At 67.8% G+C, this 17,876-nt stretch carries 17 protein-coding genes; 10 read left to right on the forward strand and 7 right to left on the reverse strand.

What is annotated here, in order from left to right; translation table 11 throughout:
• Positions 1-60 precede the first annotated feature (60 nt).
• Positions 61-426, forward strand: a complete 366-nt coding sequence (locus ACLIVD_RS17995; RefSeq protein WP_005565772.1) for a hypothetical protein — start codon at positions 61-63, stop codon at positions 424-426.
• Here the strand turns inward: ACLIVD_RS17995 and ACLIVD_RS18000 are convergent.
• The 5 genes from ACLIVD_RS18000 to mptB form a co-directional block, all read right to left on the reverse strand.
• Complete coding sequence (locus tag ACLIVD_RS18000; RefSeq protein WP_491932817.1) at positions 423-1,385, reverse strand: COX15/CtaA family protein; 963 nt, start codon at positions 1,383-1,385, stop codon at positions 423-425. The two genes, ACLIVD_RS17995 and ACLIVD_RS18000, sit on opposite strands and share 4 nt — an antisense overlap.
• A 69-nt stretch (positions 1,386-1,454) precedes the next feature.
• Positions 1,455-2,900 (reverse strand): hypothetical protein, encoded by a 1,446-nt coding sequence (locus ACLIVD_RS18005; RefSeq protein WP_491932818.1) that lies wholly within the window; start codon positions 2,898-2,900, stop codon positions 1,455-1,457.
• Positions 2,897-3,697 (reverse strand): ABC transporter permease, encoded by an 801-nt coding sequence (locus ACLIVD_RS18010; RefSeq protein WP_105418530.1) that lies wholly within the window; start codon positions 3,695-3,697, stop codon positions 2,897-2,899. The genes ACLIVD_RS18005 and ACLIVD_RS18010 overlap by 4 nt, the downstream gene beginning before the upstream one ends.
• Complete coding sequence (locus tag ACLIVD_RS18015) at positions 3,694-4,638, reverse strand: ABC transporter ATP-binding protein (RefSeq protein WP_037203409.1); 945 nt, start codon at positions 4,636-4,638, stop codon at positions 3,694-3,696. Before ACLIVD_RS18015 ends, ACLIVD_RS18010 begins: the two co-directional genes overlap by 4 nt.
• Before the next feature lie 6 nt (positions 4,639-4,644).
• The gene (mptB, locus tag ACLIVD_RS18020) at positions 4,645-6,429 is read right to left on the reverse strand and encodes a polyprenol phosphomannose-dependent alpha 1,6 mannosyltransferase MptB (protein ID WP_411194543.1); all 1,785 of its coding nucleotides are present in this window, start codon (positions 6,427-6,429) and stop codon (positions 4,645-4,647) included.
• Positions 6,430-6,561: 132 nt separating this feature from the next.
• Between mptB and ACLIVD_RS18025 the strand changes: the two genes are divergently transcribed.
• From ACLIVD_RS18025 to ACLIVD_RS18055, 7 genes are all read left to right on the forward strand, one after another.
• A complete protein-coding gene (locus tag ACLIVD_RS18025) occupies positions 6,562-7,311 on the forward strand; it encodes a helix-turn-helix transcriptional regulator (protein ID WP_280782152.1) in 750 nt (249 codons plus the stop codon).
• A 95-nt stretch (positions 7,312-7,406) separates the two neighbouring features.
• The gene (sufB, locus tag ACLIVD_RS18030; protein WP_009480461.1) at positions 7,407-8,867 is read left to right on the forward strand and encodes a Fe-S cluster assembly protein SufB; all 1,461 of its coding nucleotides are present in this window, start codon (positions 7,407-7,409) and stop codon (positions 8,865-8,867) included.
• Positions 8,867-10,096 (forward strand): Fe-S cluster assembly protein SufD, encoded by a 1,230-nt coding sequence (sufD, locus tag ACLIVD_RS18035; protein WP_280782151.1) that lies wholly within the window; start codon positions 8,867-8,869, stop codon positions 10,094-10,096. Before sufB ends, sufD begins: the two co-directional genes overlap by 1 nt.
• A 45-nt stretch (positions 10,097-10,141) precedes the next feature.
• Positions 10,142-10,951, forward strand: coding sequence for a Fe-S cluster assembly ATPase SufC (gene sufC / locus ACLIVD_RS18040; RefSeq protein WP_280782150.1), 810 nt, complete (start codon positions 10,142-10,144; stop codon positions 10,949-10,951).
• Positions 10,952-10,957: 6 nt separating this feature from the next.
• Complete coding sequence (locus ACLIVD_RS18045) at positions 10,958-12,217, forward strand: cysteine desulfurase (RefSeq protein WP_491932819.1); 1,260 nt, start codon at positions 10,958-10,960, stop codon at positions 12,215-12,217.
• Positions 12,214-12,729 (forward strand): Fe-S cluster assembly sulfur transfer protein SufU, encoded by a 516-nt coding sequence (sufU, locus tag ACLIVD_RS18050; RefSeq protein ID WP_283332362.1) that lies wholly within the window; start codon positions 12,214-12,216, stop codon positions 12,727-12,729. The genes ACLIVD_RS18045 and sufU overlap by 4 nt, the downstream gene beginning before the upstream one ends.
• Positions 12,726-13,145 (forward strand): metal-sulfur cluster assembly factor, encoded by a 420-nt coding sequence (locus ACLIVD_RS18055; RefSeq protein ID WP_283332363.1) that lies wholly within the window; start codon positions 12,726-12,728, stop codon positions 13,143-13,145. The genes sufU and ACLIVD_RS18055 overlap by 4 nt, the downstream gene beginning before the upstream one ends.
• A 66-nt stretch (positions 13,146-13,211) precedes the next feature.
• On the opposite strand, the gene ku is transcribed toward ACLIVD_RS18055, so the two are convergent.
• Positions 13,212-14,099: a non-homologous end joining protein Ku gene (ku, locus tag ACLIVD_RS18060; RefSeq protein ID WP_443706314.1), complete on the reverse strand. Its 888-nt coding sequence runs from the start codon at positions 14,097-14,099 to the stop codon at positions 13,212-13,214.
• A gap of 40 nt (positions 14,100-14,139) precedes the next feature.
• Positions 14,140-15,288: a lycopene cyclase family protein gene (locus ACLIVD_RS18065; RefSeq protein WP_491932820.1), complete on the reverse strand. Its 1,149-nt coding sequence runs from the start codon at positions 15,286-15,288 to the stop codon at positions 14,140-14,142.
• A gap of 651 nt (positions 15,289-15,939) precedes the next feature.
• Here ACLIVD_RS18065 and ACLIVD_RS18070 point away from each other — a divergent pair.
• A complete protein-coding gene (locus ACLIVD_RS18070; RefSeq protein ID WP_072942064.1) occupies positions 15,940-17,571 on the forward strand; it encodes an ABC-F family ATP-binding cassette domain-containing protein in 1,632 nt (543 codons plus the stop codon).
• A gap of 73 nt (positions 17,572-17,644) precedes the next feature.
• Complete coding sequence (locus tag ACLIVD_RS18075; RefSeq protein ID WP_005255033.1) at positions 17,645-17,860, forward strand: helix-turn-helix domain-containing protein; 216 nt, start codon at positions 17,645-17,647, stop codon at positions 17,858-17,860.
• Positions 17,861-17,876: the final 16 nt, after the last annotated feature.

Here is a 17,876-nt window from a genome sequence, read left to right on the forward strand (position 1 = left end):
AGTGTCGCCGATCGGAGCCTGGCGGACACGACGCCGCTACCGCCCAGTATTCTCGGGGTCATGAGTACCGACACCCACGCGGATCAGGCGCCCGCGAGCCCGGCGCCCTCGCTGCCGTCCCACACGGTCGACGCGATCAAGAAGTTCGTGGCCGAGCACGGCGGTTCCGCCAGTGCCGTCATCCAGCCGATCGGACTCGCCGGCGTCCGCATCACGCTCGTCGGAGCCGACGGCATCCTCGGTGACCAGGTGGTCAAGGATCTCGCCACCGCGAACGCCGTCGTCGCATCCTTCGACGACGTCACCGTCTCGGAGTGGGATCGCGCGATTACCAGCATCGTCACGCCCCGCAAGGGTCACTTCCAGAAGATGGCCGGCTGGGTCGCGCGGCAGACGCGGTTCCCGAAGGCGCGCAACGAGCGCTAGACGCTCGCGGTGTCCGGCTGCGTGACGTACTCGCGGGTGCGTCCCGCAGCCCATACCGCCGCGGTGGCCGCGGTGCACAGCCCGGCACCCGCGACATGGACTGCCACCAGGGCCGCGGGAACGTCCGTGAAGAACTGGACGAGTCCGACCAGCGCCTGCGCCACCACCAGTGCGAGCAGAACCTGCACGCGGATCGTCACCGCGCGGGTGGCGCCCACGGCGTACAGGCCGAAGCACAGGCCGACCAGCAACGCCAGGTAGCCCACCAGCAGCTGGGCATGCAGGTGCACGAGCGTGACGATCTCCACCTCGAGGCGCGGAACCACGCGGTCGAGACTCTTGTCTCCCGCGTGCGGTCCGGCGCCCGTGACCAGCGTTCCGGCGGCGAGCACCCCGGACAGCGCGACACCCGACAGCGCGGTGAGCCACCGCAGCGGGGCGGGGATCACGTCGATCGCCGGCGCGTCGTCGGGTTCGCAGATCTTCGCGTACATCACGGTCGCTAGCCACACCATCGCCATCGACGCGAGCAGGTGTACCGCCACCGTCCACCACAGCAGTCCGGTGAGCACCGTGACACCGCCGATGACGGCCTGCACGACGGTGCCGAGAGGCATCATCCACGCGTAGACGAGGACCTCTCGACGACGGCGGGCGCGGGTGACCGCGAGAACGATCAGAGCCGCGGCCACGACGACGACGAACGTGAGCAACCGGTTGCCGAACTCGACCGCCTGATGGACGACGGCGACCTCGCCGTGCCCGACCGGCACGAAACTGCCGGGGAAGCACTGCGGCCAGGTGGGGCACCCGAGGCCGGATGCGGTCACCCGCACGACGGCCCCGGTGACGGCGATACCGCCCTGCGTGAGGATCACCGCGAACGCGATGACACGCTGCACGGTCAGCGACGGAAGGGGGAGACGGTCTACCAGGCTCAGAAACCCGCGATACAGCACGACGTCGATGGTAGAGGGCCGTCAACTACAGCGTGTCGTTGGGCCGGTGGCGGCGCGCTCGACTCCGTGCTACTCGCCGCGAATCCGCAGGATGCCGGTGACCGTGCCCTGCCAGAAGTCGCCGGTGTCGGTGACGAGTCCGGACATCTGCAGTGTGTCGTTGACCGCGGTGCCGGGGAGTGGGCTGGTGTGCTCGACCGTACCGTCCGCCGGATCGATCACCGCGAACGAGAAGCCGTCCAGGGGCGTGGTGACGTCGAACCCGTGACGGATCACGGTGTACAGCAACCCGTCACCGGTCGAGAGATGGGGTACCGCCGCGCTGCGGACGTCGTTGCTCCACACCTGGTGGCAGCCGATCGGGTCGATGTCGACACGGGTCATGCCGCCGGTGAACGGGGCGTTCGTCGGCACCGCCGGGCCCGCGCCGTCCGGAACCGCGGGATACGGGTAGCCGTACGTCCCCGCGACATACACCGAATTGGCTATACCGATCGGCGAGTTCTCGCTGCCGCCCGGGCTGCCGAGCACCGGAAGGGAGCAGATCTCGTCACCGGAATCGGCGCGGAAGACCCGAAGACTCACCTGCGGGTCGGCGTTGTCGACGATCGCGACGAAATCGCTGCCGGTCGACGGCCCGAAGTAGGTGGGGGTGGACCCGGTGCCGTGGCTGAGTTGCCCCGGCTTACGGTCCGGGCCGCGGTCGTAGTCGCGCCGCCAATCCACCCGCACCGCCCCGTCGCGGAGCGTGAACTGGTACAGGGCATGCGTCGTCGCGACCGCGGTGCCGGCGGGCGAGGTGGAGATGCTGTTCTGGACCTGTTCGCCCGCGGCCAACGGCAGAGCATGCGCGACGCCGGCGCGATCCACGGCTCCGACGACACCGCCACCCGTGGCGAACCAGACGTTGCCCTGCCAGTCCGGCGTCAGTCCGGTCACGTTGTCACCCGGCGGAACACTGCCGGACAGGTCGACGCGCGAGTCGACGCTGATCCGCCAGCGGCCTTCGGGATCCTGCGAATGTCCGAGGCGCAGTAGCTGACGGTTGCCGTCCACCACGACCAGCCGGTTGTCGTTGTCGAGGAACGCGTACACGCCGCCCAGGAGGCTGCCCTTCGCCAGCGCGAACGTGGCGAGCGAGCTGCCGAACGGGGCCGCGGGGGCGGCGGGATCGATGAGGTGAACGGTCGGGACCTGGCCGGCCACGGACGTGCACAAGGCGACGACGAGCCGGTCGGAACCCTGCAGGAGGGTCGGGCACGCCGACACCAGCGGGTACGCGGACAGTGTGAGCGGGCCGGTGCCGGGACCGGGCAGCGGAGTGACGTCGGTGGACCCCGCGTCGCCGTGCATCGTGGACGTGCCGGCGGGTCCGAGGAACGGATTCGGCGCGGCGGGCGGACCCCACTGCGGTGCGGCGCCCGCGGGCAGCGTGCCGCAGCCGAGGACGGCGAGCAGGACTGCCAGAACGGTGCCGACGCTGCGGGCGCGCCGGGCTGCGGGTCGGCGGATCACGTGAATCGGAACGTCCGGGCCGCCAGGGCTCCCGCGGCCGCACCCCAGACGACGAGGACCACGACGCTGAGCAGATCCACCGACCCCGACAGTGCGGCGTCGAGCGCGTGCGCGAGCGCACCGGACGGGATCAGCCGGGCCCCGGTGTGGAGGAGCCAGGGCAGCTCGCCGGTGGCGAACACCACGCTGCCGACGCCGACCATGACGAACCACAGGATGTTGGCCAGCGCGAGGACGATGTCGGCACGGAGGGTGCCGCCGAGCAGCAGTCCCATCGCCGCGAACGTCACGGTGCCCAGGGCGATGATCACGGCGCCGAGAACCAGTCCCCACGCACTCGGACGCCAGCCGAGCGCCAGCCCGATCGAACCGAGGAGCACCGACTGCAGGGCGACGACGATGACCACGGCGGCGCTCTTCCCGGCGATGATTCCCCACGTCGGCAGGGGGGTGGCGCCGAGCCGCTTGAGCGCCCCGTACCGGCGGTCGAAGCCGACCGCGATGGCCTGGCCGGTGAACGCGGTGGACATCACCGCCACCATCATGACGGCGGGGACCACCTTGTCGACCCGCGACGTTCCGAGGTCGCCGATGGGCAGCAGACACAGGCCGATCAGCAGTGTGATCGGGATGAACATGGTCAGCAGCAGCTGTTCGCCGTTGCGCAGGAGCAGTTTGAGTTCGAGCGCGGTCTGGGCCCGCAACATGACCGCCGCGCCACTCGGGCGGGGGTCGGGCGCGAACGTGCCCGGGGCGAAACGATTCTCCGTCAGACGGTCGCTGGTGCTCATCGTCATCCCCTCAGTTCCCGGCCGGTGAGTTCGAGGAAGACGTCCTCGAGGCTGCGCTGGTCGACGCGGATATCGCTGATCAGGGCATCCAGATCGGCGCACCACGACGCGACCGACGCCACCACCTTCGGATCGATCGGCCCTTCGACGAGGTAGGTGCCCGGTCCGGACTCGGCCACCCGGAAACCGTCGGGGAGGGCTCTCGCGAGGGGCTCGGTGTCCAGACCGGCGGGCGCGCTGAGCCGCAACTGGCCCTCGGCGCCGCGGCTGGTGACCTCGGCGGGCGTGCCCGCCGCGACGATCGACCCGTGGTCGATGATGACGAGCCGGTCCGCGAGCTCCTCGGCCTCGTCCATCAGGTGCGTCGTCAGCAGCACACTGACGCCGTCGCGGCGCAGGGCGTCGATCAGTTCCCACACGAGCAGGCGGGCCTGGGCGTCGAGTCCGGCGGTGGGTTCGTCGAGGAAGACCAGTTCCGGCCTGCCGACCAGCGCGCAGGCCAGGGACAGGCGCTGCTGTTGCCCGCCCGACAGCCTGCGGTAGGGGGTGCGACGGGAATCCTCGAGTCCGAGGCTGCGCAGCAACCAGTCGGGGTCGAGGGGGTCGGCCGAGTAGGCGGCGACGAGGTCGAGCATTTCTCCGGCGCGGGAACCGGGGTAGGCGCCGCCGCCCTGGAGCATCACACCGATCCGGGCCCGGACGGCGCCGGCATCCGCGACGGGGTCGAGTCCGAGGACGCGGACGGTGCCGCTGTCCGGGCGGACGAAGCCCTCACACATTTCGACTGTGGTCGTCTTACCCGCGCCGTTGGGACCGAGCAACGCGACCACCTGTGCAGGTTCGACGGTGAGATCGAGTCCGTCGACGGCCCTCACACCGTCGAAGGTCTTCACCACGCCTTCCAGGCGTACAGCAGGTTGCGCCGATCCGGGCGTTCGCGAGGTCACGGGGAATCAGCGTAAGCCCTGGCCTGGTGTGACCCGGCCGGTGCCCCGGCTTTCCGCGTCGGCGTCGTCCCGGGGCGGATATTGGGTGTCCGGCACGGTCGGCTGCTGCTCCGAACCGACCCGCCACGGCAGCCGGTTGCGGGTGATCACGATCAGCGTTCCGGCTGTGAAGATGGTGGCGATGGCGGCCTGCACGATGACGAACGGCTGGTACTCGCCGCCGTTCGGCATCAGGATGACGCTGACGATGGACGAGAAGACGATGGCGGGGACGCGGAACGCGGGTGCCGTGGCCCAGGCGGCGAGCGGCAGGACCGCCCACAGCAGATACCAGGGCTGCACCACGGGAAAGAGGAGGACGACCGCGCCGAGGGACAGCCCAAGCGCGCCGACCGCGTGGATGCGGCCGACGAGCGTGGCGACGAGCATCCGCAGTGTGATGAACGCCGCAGCGACGGCCGCGATCGGCCGGGTCAGGCTCAGCACCGCCGTCGTGTGGTCGCCGAGGCCCAGCAGGACCCCGGCCAGTCCGGTGCCCAGCCCGAGGAGCGTGGGGATGGACATCCAACTGCGGACCGCGTTCGCAGTGCCGAGGGTGTGTACCCAGCCGATGCCGAGTCCGCTGGACGTGCTGATGGCGAGGGTGACCACCAGGGCCACCCCGCCGAGCAGGGCGGCCGCGGTGAGCACCGCTTTCGGGGTTCCGCCCCATCTCCGGGCGAGCGCCATCCCGACGAATCCCAGCGCGAGGAGGGAGGGGATCTTGATCGTCGACGACAGGGCGATGAGTGCCGCCCCCGACAGCAGGAGGAGGAGAGATTGCCCGCGGATCGGCTCCGATCGTTCGACGGCCCGCAGCGCCAGCTCGATCCCGGCCAGCATGAGGCCGAGCATCAGAGCCTCGTTGTGAATTCCGGCGACCAGGTGGAACAGCAGCAGGGGGTTGGCGGCGCCCAGCCAGAGGGCGCTGACCTCGGCGACACCGCAGCGCCGCGCCAGCCGGGGGAGTGCCCACACGATCATCGCCACACCGGCGAGGGCCAGCAGCCGGTGCAGGAAGATCCCCGCGACGATGTTCTCGCCGGTCAGCCAGCTGATTCCACGCCCCATCCAGAGGAACAGCGGCCCGTACGGCGCCGGGGTGTCGCGCCAGATCGTCGGCACGGTCCGGGTCAGGACGTGATCGACCCCGAGCGCACCGGCGGGACCGATCGCGTAGGGATCGAGCCCGCGTGCCGCGATCTCGCTCTGCGCGAGGTACGAGTACACGTCCTTGCTGAACATCGGCGGCGCGACGGACAGCGGGATGATCCACAGCAGCAGGGTGCGGTCGAGCTGAGACCGGTTGAGGCGACGCACGGCCCCGGACTGCAGGCTGCCGATCGCGAAGCGCCCGAGGAGTAGCCACGCGAGCACGATCATCACGGTGCCGGTCATGGTGAGCGTCAACGCGACGCTGGGGATCCGGGCGGGAAGCCCGATGACGCGAAGCCCCTGGACCGGGTTCTGCAGTACCGGCTGGGCGCCTGCGCCCAGCGCACCCACCGCCATCAGGACGGTTCCGGTCGCACCGAACCGGCGGATCCCGCGGAGCTGCGCGGTTTCCTGTTCGTTCAGCCCCGCGGTTTCCGGCTCGTCGCCGTGCAACGCGGCCGCCACCGAGGGGCGCGGGGAGCGGCCGTCGATGCCCAGCGCCCGGCGGGCGAGCTCGGCCGGATGTCGGAGAGCGGCGCGAGCCGTGAAGGTCGGCTCCGCGCGGGTCGGCTCCGGGTTCTCGGGGGTCTGCGGCACACAGGCAGCGTAGCGGTGCGCCGAACACAACCGGTTCGGCCAGTATTCCCGGGCCCGGGCGGCACATAATCACAGGTGTAAGGCAGGGCACCCTTAGTAGACCTGCGATCCGAATTCCGTCACACTGGTGTTGTGAAAACGGAAACGACACCACGTGCAACGAAGGAAAGCGCAGTTCACGCGCCTTCCTCGGCGGCGCCTGTCGGAACCGCGTCACCCGTCGCCGTCGGCCACGAAGGCCACACCCGCGCTGCCGTCGTGAAGCTCCTCCTCGAGGAGGGGCCGATCACCGCATCGGAAATCGGAACCCGCCTCGGCCTCAGTGCCGCCGGTGTCCGCAGGCACCTCGACGCACTCCTGGACTCCGGTGAGGCGCGCGAGGCGTCCTCCGTCGCCGTGCGTCACCGCGGACGGGGACGACCCGCCAAATACTTCCAGATCACCGCCAAGGGCCGCGGCAGGCTCGGACACGCGTACGACGACCTCGCCGGTGCGGCCATGCGTCAATTGCGGGAGGTCGGGGGAGACGCCGCGATCACCGATTTCGCTCGTCGCCGAGTCCAGGCGATCGTCGGAAACGTGACCCCGGCAGACGATCAGAGCGCCGAGGGCCTCGAGACCACCGCCGACGCCATCGCCGACGCGTTCACCACTGCGGGATTCGCGGCGTCGACGCGCCCGGTGGGCAACGGCGTGCAGATCTGCCAGCACCACTGCCCGGTCTCACACGTGGCCGAGGAGTTCCCGGAACTGTGCGAAGCCGAGCAGGAAGCGTTCGCCCAACTGCTCGGCACCCACGTCCAGCGGCTCGCGACCATCGCGAACGGCGACTGCGCATGCACCACCCACGTTCCACTCGTCCCCCCGTCCGGTCCCAAATAACAACGATTTCCCGATAGATCCCCTAGTCAGCAACCTGTTCTCCACCGGCGACCAGCCCTCGCCGGTCTCGTAACAAGACTCCGGAAGGAGCTCGCATGACCGTCACATCAGACCAGGTGACATCCACTGCGTCGGCCAACGCCGAGCCGCTCACGCAGGAAGAGACCATCGCGTCACTCGGGCATTACGGGTACGGCTGGTCCGATTCCGACGAGGCCGGTGCCAGTGCGCAGCGCGGTCTGTCCGAAGACGTCGTGCGCGACATCTCGGCGAAGAAGAGCGAGCCGGACTGGATGCTCGACATCCGCCTGCGCGCGCTGAAGACCTTCGACAAGAAGCCGATGCCGAACTGGGGTTCGAACCTCGAGGGCATCGACTTCGACAACATCAAGTACTTCGTGCGCTCGAGCGAGAAGCAGGCCGAGAGCTGGGAAGACCTGCCCGAGGACATCAAGAACACGTACGACAAGCTGGGCATCCCCGAGGCCGAGAAGCAGCGCCTCGTCGCCGGTGTCGCGGCTCAGTACGAGTCCGAGGTGGTGTACCACTCGATCCGTGAGGACCTCGAGGCGCAGGGCGTGATCTTCCTCGACACCGACACGGGCCTGAAGCAGCACCCCGAGCTGTTCCGGGAGTACTTCGGCACGGTCATCCCGGCCGGCGACAACAAGTTCTCCGCGCTGAACACCGCGGTGTGGTCGGGTGGCTCCTTCATCTACGTCCCGCCGGGTGTGCACGTCGACATCCCGCTGCAGGCCTACTTCCGCATCAACACGGAGAACATGGGCCAGTTCGAGCGGACCCTGATCATCGTCGACGAGGGCGCCTCGGTGCACTACGTCGAGGGCTGCACGGCGCCGATCTACAAGTCGGACTCCCTGCACTCCGCGGTCGTCGAGATCATCGTGAAGAAGGGCGGCCACTGCCGCTACACGACCATCCAGAACTGGTCGAACAACGTCTACAACCTGGTCACCAAGCGCACCAAGGTCGAGGCCGGCGGATCCATGGAGTGGATCGACGGCAACATCGGGTCGAAGGTCACCATGAAGTACCCGGCCGTCTGGATGATGGGCGAGCACGCCCGCGGCGAGGTTCTCTCCGTGGCATTCGCCGGTGAGGGACAGCACCAGGACACCGGTGCCAAGATGCTGCACCTCGCGCCGTACACGTCGTCGACGATCATCAGCAAGTCGGTGGCACGTGGCGGCGGACGCGCGTCCTACCGCGGACTCGTCCAGGTCAACAAGGGTGCTCACGGTTCCAAGTCGACGGTCAAGTGTGACGCGCTGCTGGTCGATCAGATCAGCCGCTCGGACACCTACCCGTACGTCGACATCCGCGAGGACGACGTGACCATGGGCCACGAGGCCACCGTTTCGAAGGTGAGCGACGACCAGCTGTTCTACCTGATGAGCCGCGGGCTCACCGAAGACGAGGCCATGGCCACGGTCGTGCGCGGCTTCGTCGAGCCGATCGCCAAGGAACTCCCGATGGAGTACGCCCTGGAACTGAACCGCCTGATCGAACTGCAGATGGAAGGGGCGGTGGGTTAGTGACCACGCCAGAAACTGGTGTCCAGAATCTCGGAGTCGCGGGAGCCGTCGCAGGCGAGAATCCGCGGATAGCGCGGACCGCCACCGGCTCGCCGATCAAGAACAAGGGTGAGGTCTTCACCTCGTTCGACGTCAACGCCTTCGAGATCCCGGGTGGTCGCGACGAGGTCTGGCGGTTCACCCCGCTGCGCCGACTCCGCGGACTGCACGACGGAACGGCCGTCGCGAACGGCACGGTCACCGTCGACGTCGCCGGTCCGGACTCCGTCCAGGTCGAGACCGTCGGGCGTGACGACGACCGGCTGGGCAAGGCCGGCGTGCCCGCCGACCGGGTGGCCGCACAGGCCTACTCGGGTTTCGAGACGGCCACCGTCGTGACGGTCGGCCGTGAGGTCGAGGTCGCCGAGACGATCAACATCACGGTCACCGGCCCGGGCGAGGACAAGGTCGCCTTCGGGCACCTGCAGATTCGGCTCGACGCCTTCGCGAAGGCGACCGTCGTCATCGACCAGCGCGGCAGCGGCACGTTCGCCGAGAACGTCGAATTCGTTCTCGGCGACAGCGCCCGCCTCACCGTGGTCGCCGTCCAGGACTGGGCCGACGACGCCGTGCACGTCGCGTCGCATCACGCGCGGCTGGGCCGTGACGCGGTGCTCCGCCACAACGCGATCAGTCTCGGCGGCGACCTCGTCCGCCTGTCCGCGACCGTCAAGTACGACGGCCCCGGCGGCGACGCCGAACTGCTCGGCCTGTACTTCGCCGACGCCGGACAGCACTTCGAGCAGCGACTGCTGGTGGATCACTCGCAGCCGCACTGCAAGTCCAACGTGGTCTACAAGGGCGCCCTGCAGGGTGATCCGAATTCGGGAAAGCCCGACGCCCACACCGTGTGGATCGGCGACGTGCTGATCCGCGCCGCGGCCGAAGGCACCGACACGTTCGAGCTGAACCGCAACCTCGTCCTGACGGACGGTGCACGCGCCGACTCGGTTCCGAACCTCGAGATCGAGACCGGTGAGATCGTGGGTGCCGGCCACGCCAGCGCCACGGGACGATTCGACGACGAGCAGTTGTTCTACCTGCGCGCCCGCGGAATCCCCGAGGACGCGGCACGGCGACTCGTCGTGCGCGGGTTCTTCCACGAGATCATCAACAAGATCGCCGTCGCCGAGATTCGCGAGCGCCTCGAGGCTGCTGTCGAGGCCGAACTCGCCGCAGTCGGCGTGTGACCCGCGCCGCCGGACCACTACTTCCCATTTCTTCGAAGGATCACAATGTCTACCCCTGACGCTTCCACCCCCGAAACCTCGGTCCTGGAAATCAAGGACCTGCACGTCGACGTCGCGAACACCGACGAGAACGCCGACCCGATCAACATCCTCAAGGGTGTGAATCTGACGGTTCGTTCCGGCGAGACCCACGCGATCATGGGACCCAACGGGTCCGGCAAGTCGACGCTGTCGTACGCCATCGCGGGTCACCCCAAGTACCAGATCACCTCGGGCTCCATCACCCTCAACGGTGAGAACGTCCTCGAGATGAGCGTCGACGAGCGTGCCCGCGCCGGACTGTTCCTCGCGATGCAGTACCCGGTCGAGGTCCCCGGCGTCTCGATGTCCAACTTCCTGCGCACCGCGGCCACCGCAGTCCGTGGCGAGGCCCCGAAGCTCCGTCACTGGGTGAAGGAAGTCAAGGAAGCGCTGACCGAGCTGGACATCGACCCCTCGTTCGGCGAGCGCAGTGTCAACGAAGGATTCTCCGGCGGTGAGAAGAAGCGCCACGAGATCCTGCAGCTCGGTCTCCTGAAGCCGAAGATCGCGATCCTCGACGAGACCGACTCCGGTCTCGACGTCGACGCCCTGCGCGTCGTCTCCGAGGGCGTGAACAAGTACAAGGAACGCGAGCACGGCGGAATCCTGCTGATCACGCACTACACGCGCATCCTCCGGTACATCAAGCCGGAATACGTCCACGTGTTCGTCGGCGGTCGTGTGGTCGAGTCGGGCGGACCGGAACTGGCCGACGAGCTCGAGGCGAAGGGCTACGAGCGCTTCACCCAGGCTGCAGCAACGCAAGGAGCATAAACGCAGATGACCACCTCGGTGCGCGTATTCGACGTCACCCGGATCCGGGAGGACTTCCCGATCCTGGCGCGTACGGTCCGCGACGGAAAACCGCTGGTGTACCTCGATTCGGGCGCGACGTCACAGCGCCCGAACCAGGTGCTCGACGCCGAGAGGGAGTTCCTCACCACTTGTAACGCGGCCGTGCACCGGGGCGCTCACCAGCTCGCCGAAGAGGCCACCGACGCGTACGAGAATGCGCGTGCGGCGATCGCCGCGTTCGTCGGTGCCGACAGCGACGAACTCGTGTTCACCAAGAACGCGACGGAATCGCTGAATCTCGTCACTCACGTCCTCGGCGACGACCGCTTCGAGCGGCACCTCGGCCCCGGCGACGAGATCGTCATCACCGAACTCGAGCATCACGCCAATCTCGTGCCGTGGCAGGAGCTCGCGCGCAGCACCGGCGCGACGTTGCGCTGGTACGGCGTCACCGACGACGGCCGGATCGATCTCGATTCGCTCGAGCTGACCGACGCCGTCAAGGTCGTGGCGTTCACCCACCAGTCCAACGTGACCGGGGCGGTGGCACCCGTCGAGGAATTGGTGCGTCGCGCCCGCGCGGTCGGCGCGCTGGTGGTACTCGACGCGTGCCAGTCCGTCCCGCACATGGCGGTGGACTTCCACGCGCTCGGCGTGGACTACGCGGCCTTCTCGGGGCACAAGATGCTCGGCCCGTCCGGCGTGGGTGTCCTGTACGGGCGCCGCGATCTGCTGAACGCGATGCCGCCGTTCATCACCGGTGGTTCGATGATCGAGACCGTCACGATGGAACGCACCACCTATGCGCCGCCGCCGCAGCGGTTCGAGGCGGGCGTTCCGATGACGTCGCAGGTGGTCGGACTCGGCGCAGCGGTCCGGTATCTCGAGGAGATCGGGATGGACGCGGTCGCGGCGCATGAGCACACCCTGGTCGAGGCGGCACTGGCGGCGCTCGGTGCCATCGACGGTGTGCGCATCATCGGACCCACGACCGCCGAGGACCGCGGCGGGGCAGTGTCGTTCGTGGTCGACGGAATACACGCACACGATCTCGGTCAGATTCTCGACGACGAGGGGGTCGCCATCCGCGTCGGCCACCACTGCGCCTGGCCCCTGCACCGTCATTTCGGTGTCGCGGCCACGGCGAGGGCGTCGTTCGCGCTGTACAACACGGTCGACGAGATCGACGCACTTGCGGCGGCGGTGCGGCGCGCACAGGAGTTCTTCGGGGAGGTTCCTGCATGAGAATGGAACAGATGTACCAGGAAGTGATCCTGGATCACTACAAGCATCCTCACGGCCGCGGTCTGCGCGAACCGTTCGGCGCCGAAGTCCACCACGTCAATCCCACGTGCGGTGACGAAGTGACGCTGCGCGTGCAGCTCGCCGACGACGGCACCGTCGTGGATGTGTCGTACGACGGCCAGGGTTGCTCCATCAGCCAGGCGTCGACGTCGGTGCTCACCGATCAGGTGGTCGGGATGCCCGTCGAGCAGGCCCTGCAGACCGTTGCCGCATTCAACGAGATGGTCAGCAGCCGCGGTACCGTCGAGGGGGACGAGGACGTCCTCGGGGACGGCATCGCCTTCGTCGGCGTCTCGAAGTACCCGGCTCGCGTGAAGTGTGCGCTGCTGGGATGGATGGCATTCAAGGACGCGGTTGTTCAGATAGTGGACGACCGGGTCGTGGACGAACGGGATTCGGCCGTTCCGACAGAAGACGGCGAACCAGCTCGAATCGGAGGACAGGCATCATGAGCGAGACGCAGACGCCGGAGGCGGACGCCACGGCCGTACCGGACCAGGCGACGGCCGACCACGGCGGCGAGACCGCCACTGCCGCGTCGGGTGCGATTACCGACCCGAAACGCCTCGAGGAGCTCGAGGAGGCGATGCGTGACGTCGTGGACCCCGAACTCGGCATCAACGTCGTCGACCTCGGTCTCGTGTACGGAATTACCGAGGAAGAGGACGTCGTGACCCTCGACATGACGCTCACGTCGGCGGCGTGCCCGCTGACCGATGTCATCGAGGACCAGTCGCGGGGCGCGCTCGTGCGCAGCGGTCTGTGCAACGAACTGAAGATCAACTGGGTGTGGCTCCCGCCGTGGGGCCCCGACAAGATCACCGAGGACGGCCGCGAGCAGTTGCGCGCGCTCGGCTTCACGGTCTGACCAGCCACTACGGGTAACGCGGAGGGGCTCGGCGAGATGCATCTCGCCGAGCCCCTCCGCGTCGGTTCAGGCGCGTTTGCGTTCCGAAGTGGACGACTTGGAGGTGGCCTTCTTCGCGGCGGTCTTGGCCGGAGCCTTCTTGGCCGGCTTCTTCTTGGCGGGTGCGGCCTTCTTCCCGGCGGCGTCGACGCTGCGCTGCAGTGCCGCCACCAGGTCCACCACTTCGGCGTCCTCGCCGCTCTTCTCGACTTCGGCGACGGGGATGACCTTCTTGCCGCCCGACTCGATCATCTCGTCGAGCAGTTCACGCAACTGCACCTGGTAGTCGTCGGTGAATTCGGTGGGGTCGAAGTCGTCGGCCATGCTGTCGACGAGCGTCTCGGCCATGGCGAGTTCCTTCGCCTTCGGCTTGTCGACGCCGTCGAGCGAGGAGAACTCGGCGGCGCGTACCTCGTCCGGCCACAGCAGCGTCTGGATCACCAGTACCCCGTCGCGTGACCGCATCGCGGCCAGTCGGGTGCGCTGCCGGAGGGTGAAGTGGACGAGGGCTGTGCGGTCGCTGTTCTCGAGGGCTGTCGCGAGGAGGACATACGCCTTCGGAGAGCTGGAATCGGGTTCGAGGAAGTAACTCTTCTCGAACAGAATGGGGTCGATCTGTTCGGTCGGCACGAACTGCAGAACGGGAATCTCGTGTTTCTCGGCGGCGGGCAGTTTCCCGAAATCATCGTCCGTCAACACCACGCGCACGCCGTCGTCGGAGTCGTAGGCCTTGTCGATATCGGCGTATTGGACGACGTTGCCGCATTCGGAGCAGACGCGGTTGTATTTGATCCGGCCGCCGTCCTTGGCATGGACCTGGTGAAACCTGATGTCGTGATCCTCGGTTGCCGAATAGACCTTGACCGGCACATTCACGAGTCCGAACGCTATCGAGCCCTTCCATATCGACCGCATGCGTTCCATGATGGTCTCCTTTTCGCGTTCGCGCGACAGTTCATCGAACTTCCCGGCGAAGCGTCGAACGGAGAATCACACTGCGGATATCGCCGGAGGATGCCCGAAACATCCGCCCCATTGCGGACAGGGTTCCGCGCGGATTCGACCGTTCGGACAGATATGCCGCCTGGAGTTGTGGCGGTAGATCGAAGAAATGCTCGAAGAATTCGGGGACGTGTTCTGCATCCAGATTCAGGAGGACGCGAAGACCGACCGACCGCAGGGACGCGACGGTGCGGGCCTTCCATGGCCACAGTCGCGCGTTCGAACCGTCACGAAGATCGTGGGCCAGAACATCTGCGCACAGGAGCGACGCTGCGACGCTGTAACCCGTTCCGGGGTGCATCAACCCGGCGCGGGCCCCGAAGCGCACCTGATCCGAGCTGTGGGCACGACCCGCCTCGGGGGGTGGTTCGACGGCGAATCTGACTCTCTCGACGTCCGAATGGGACGGTACGGTGACGCCCCGCTGTCGGAGTCGGTCGTGGAGTCGGGTGGCGAGTTCCGAGATCGGGAGTGGCGGGCGACCGACCAGGCAGGTCTCTTCGAGCAGGAACCGGTCGTGCGCGAGGGGGACCCCGTAGAGGAACGACGGCACGTCCGAGGGCGATGTGCCGTTGTCGCGGCGCCAGTCCATGAACACCGCGGCGTCGCCGGCGAGCGCATGGGCGGCCGTGCCGGGGTCCACCACGACGCCGTAGGCCGTCTGCTGGGCGAGGTCGGGGCTGTCGCCGGTGCCGCGAGCGTCGACCACGACGTGCGCCTCCAGCGTGGACCCGTCGTCCAGCAGAACGGACGTGGGGGAGAGGTCCACGGCTCTACCTGCGAGGACGGTTCCGCATTCCCTGCTGAGTATTGATTGCAGTGACGATGTATTCAAAACACAATATGTGTGATCGATGATGTGGCGACGTGTCGTCCAGGCCGCCGGGCGAGAAGTTCTCGTTTCGATCGCGTCCCGAGGGAGCCAGTCGGGGAGCTCGTCTTCCCACGCCGCGTACGTCGCGGTCCACGACCTCCGGGGGAGCGGGTCGACCGAAACGACCGTCGCACCGAGAGCTGTGGCCCGGTGGGCGAGGGCGCGGCCGGCGGGCCCGAGGCCCACGATCGCAACGTCCCAGATCGCTGGACGGGGAGAAGCTGTCACGCAGCCAGCCTGACACGAGAGCCGGGTTCCCTGCCGGAGAACAGATCCGCGTTCCAGAATCGGACACGGACGGAACACCACTATTTCCCGAACTCATCCCGTGCGCTCCGGATAGCTCGGGGTAGTGGGGGTTTCGCCGGCGCACGTCACGACCTCGTCAACTCACCCTGGACAGCCCGGACCGGCCACGGCGGGTGCTGGGGGAGTGGGCGCCGCGGTCCTGCCTCGCCGACCGTGGGGGAGCGCGAAGAGTTGAGCGAGATGGAGTCGCGCGGGGTGGGGGAACCTGAATGCGCCTGCGAAATCCCGGAAGACGTCGGTCGGGCTTCCCGATCCAGCACGTCGGCAGCCGGCGTATAGAGTCGGGCCCAGACGGAACGCACTAGTTTCCCGAATTTTCACGGTGGCCATCGCTCCTCCCACCCACAGACGTCACCACCGTGTACAAACTCCCGAACGCATCACCCCCGATCAACACGCCAACGACGAGAGGGCCAGGGGCTTTCTGCGAGTCGGATACGGCCGCGAACGTTAGCGGAATCACTGGCGGGCGTGTTCCGAGTCGCCGGCGGTCGGGTAAAATTGCTGGTTCGTGTGTTCTTTGCTCAGTTTTTCTCATTCAACGCGTGCGTCATTTTCCTAGGAGTCTTGTTGATCACCGCTACCGACCTGGAAGTTCGAGCTGGAGTACGGACGTTGCTGTCCGCGCCCGGGCCGGCTTTGCGGGTGCAGCCCGGCGACCGCATCGGGCTGGTCGGCCGCAACGGTGCCGGCAAGACGACCACCCTCCGCATTCTTGCGGGGGAGGGGGAGCCGTATGCGGGTGCCGTGGTGCGCACCGGCGATCTCGGATACCTCCCGCAGGACCCGAAGGAAGGCGACCTCGATGTCCTCGCGAAGGACCGCGTGTTGTCCGCGCGCGGCCTCGACTCGCTGCTGCGGGACATGGAGAAGCAGCAGATCCTGATGTCGGAGGTCGTCGACGACGCCGAGCGCGACAAGGCCGTGCGCAAGTACGGAAACCTCGAGGACCGCTTCTCGGCCCTCGGGGGTTACGAGGCCGAGAGCGAAGCTGCGCGCATCTGCAACAGTCTCGGCCTGGCCGACCGCATCCTCGGTCAGCAGCTGCACACCCTGTCGGGTGGTCAGCGCCGACGTGTGGAACTGGCGCGCATCTTGTTCGCGGCGTCGGACGGTAGCGGCGGACGGTCGGACACGACTCTTCTGCTCGACGAGCCGACCAACCACCTCGACGCCGACTCGATCACCTGGCTGCGGGGATTCCTGCAGAACCACGAGGGTGGTCTGATCGTGATCAGCCACGACGTCGATCTGCTCAACGACGTCGTGAACCGGGTGTGGTTCCTCGACGCCGTGCGCGGCGAGGCCGACGTGTACAACATGAGCTGGAAGAAGTACCTCGACGCCCGCGCGACCGACGAACAGCGTCGTCGCCGCGAGCGCGCCAATGCGGAGAAGAAGGCCGGTGCGCTGCGCGCGCAGGCCGCGAAGCTCGGCGCGAAGGCCACCAAGGCGGTGGCGGCGCAGAACATGGCGAAGCGCGCCGACAAGCTGATGTCCGACCTCGACGCGGAACGCGTGTCCGACAAGGTGGCCCGGATCCGGTTCCCCGAGCCGGCCGCGTGCGGCAAGACTCCGCTGATGGCGGAGAACCTGACCAAGGTCTACGGTTCGCTCGAGATCTTCACCGGAGTGGATCTCGCGATCGACCGTGGGTCACGGGTCGTGGTGCTCGGTCTCAACGGTGCCGGTAAGACGACGCTGCTGCGCATTCTCGGCGGCGTCGAGACGCCGGACGCGGGCGGGCTCGTCCCCGGTCACGGGCTGAAGATCGGCTATTTCGCGCAGGAGCACGACACCCTCGACGACAACGCGTCGGTGTGGGAGAACATTCGCCACGCGGCCCCCGACACGGGGGAGCAGGAGCTGCGTTCGCTGCTCGGTGCGTTCATGTTCACCGGCCCGCAGCTCGAGCAGCCCGCAGGCACCCTGTCCGGTGGTGAGAAGACGCGCCTCGCGCTCGCGGGTCTCGTGTCGTCGGCGGCGAACGTCCTGCTGCTCGACGAGCCGACGAACAACCTCGACCCCGTCTCCCGCGAGCAGGTGCTGGACGCGCTCCGCAGCTACACCGGTGCCGTCGTGCTGGTGACACACGACCCGGGTGCGGCCGAGGCGCTCGACCCGGAACGGGTCATTCTGCTGCCCGACGGCACGGAGGACCACTGGTCGCAGGACTACCTGGAACTGATCCAGCTCGCCTGATCACTGCGCGTAGATATCGCCGTCGCGGGGCTCTACCGTGGAAACCACCGTCGCTCGCCGACTGGAGGAGTTCATGGCTGACATCGGGGTCTTCGCCAAGAGCGCTCGGATCACGGGACCGTCGCGCGCCGATCTGCAGGCGGAGCTGAAGGAGCGCTACCAGGCCGGAGCGAGTATTCGTTCCCTTGCCCGGGAAATGGGGAGATCGTACGGATTCGTCCGCAACATTCTCGCGGAGTCCGAGGTGGAGCTCCGCGGACGAGGCGGAGCTCACCGTCGCAAGACCTGACCGGTGTCGGTGGGGG

The organism is Rhodococcus sp. G6(2025) (assembly GCF_058628105.1).

Coding starts and splice junctions, on each gene's coding strand:
- ACLIVD_RS17995 (WP_005565772.1), top strand. CDS start 61: ATGAGTACCGACACCCACGCGGATCAGGCGCCCGCGAGCCCGGCGCCC.
- ACLIVD_RS18010 (WP_105418530.1), bottom strand. CDS start 3,697: ATGACGATGAGCACCAGCGACCGTCTGACGGAGAATCGTTTCGCCCCG.
- sufB (WP_009480461.1), top strand. CDS start 7,407: ATGACCGTCACATCAGACCAGGTGACATCCACTGCGTCGGCCAACGCC.
- sufC (WP_280782150.1), top strand. CDS start 10,142: ATGTCTACCCCTGACGCTTCCACCCCCGAAACCTCGGTCCTGGAAATC.
- ACLIVD_RS18045 (WP_491932819.1), top strand. CDS start 10,958: ATGACCACCTCGGTGCGCGTATTCGACGTCACCCGGATCCGGGAGGAC.
- sufU (WP_283332362.1), top strand. CDS start 12,214: ATGAGAATGGAACAGATGTACCAGGAAGTGATCCTGGATCACTACAAG.
- ACLIVD_RS18055 (WP_283332363.1), top strand. CDS start 12,726: ATGAGCGAGACGCAGACGCCGGAGGCGGACGCCACGGCCGTACCGGAC.
- ku (WP_443706314.1), bottom strand. CDS start 14,099: ATGCGGTCGATATGGAAGGGCTCGATAGCGTTCGGACTCGTGAATGTG.
- ACLIVD_RS18075 (WP_005255033.1), top strand. CDS start 17,645: ATGGCTGACATCGGGGTCTTCGCCAAGAGCGCTCGGATCACGGGACCG.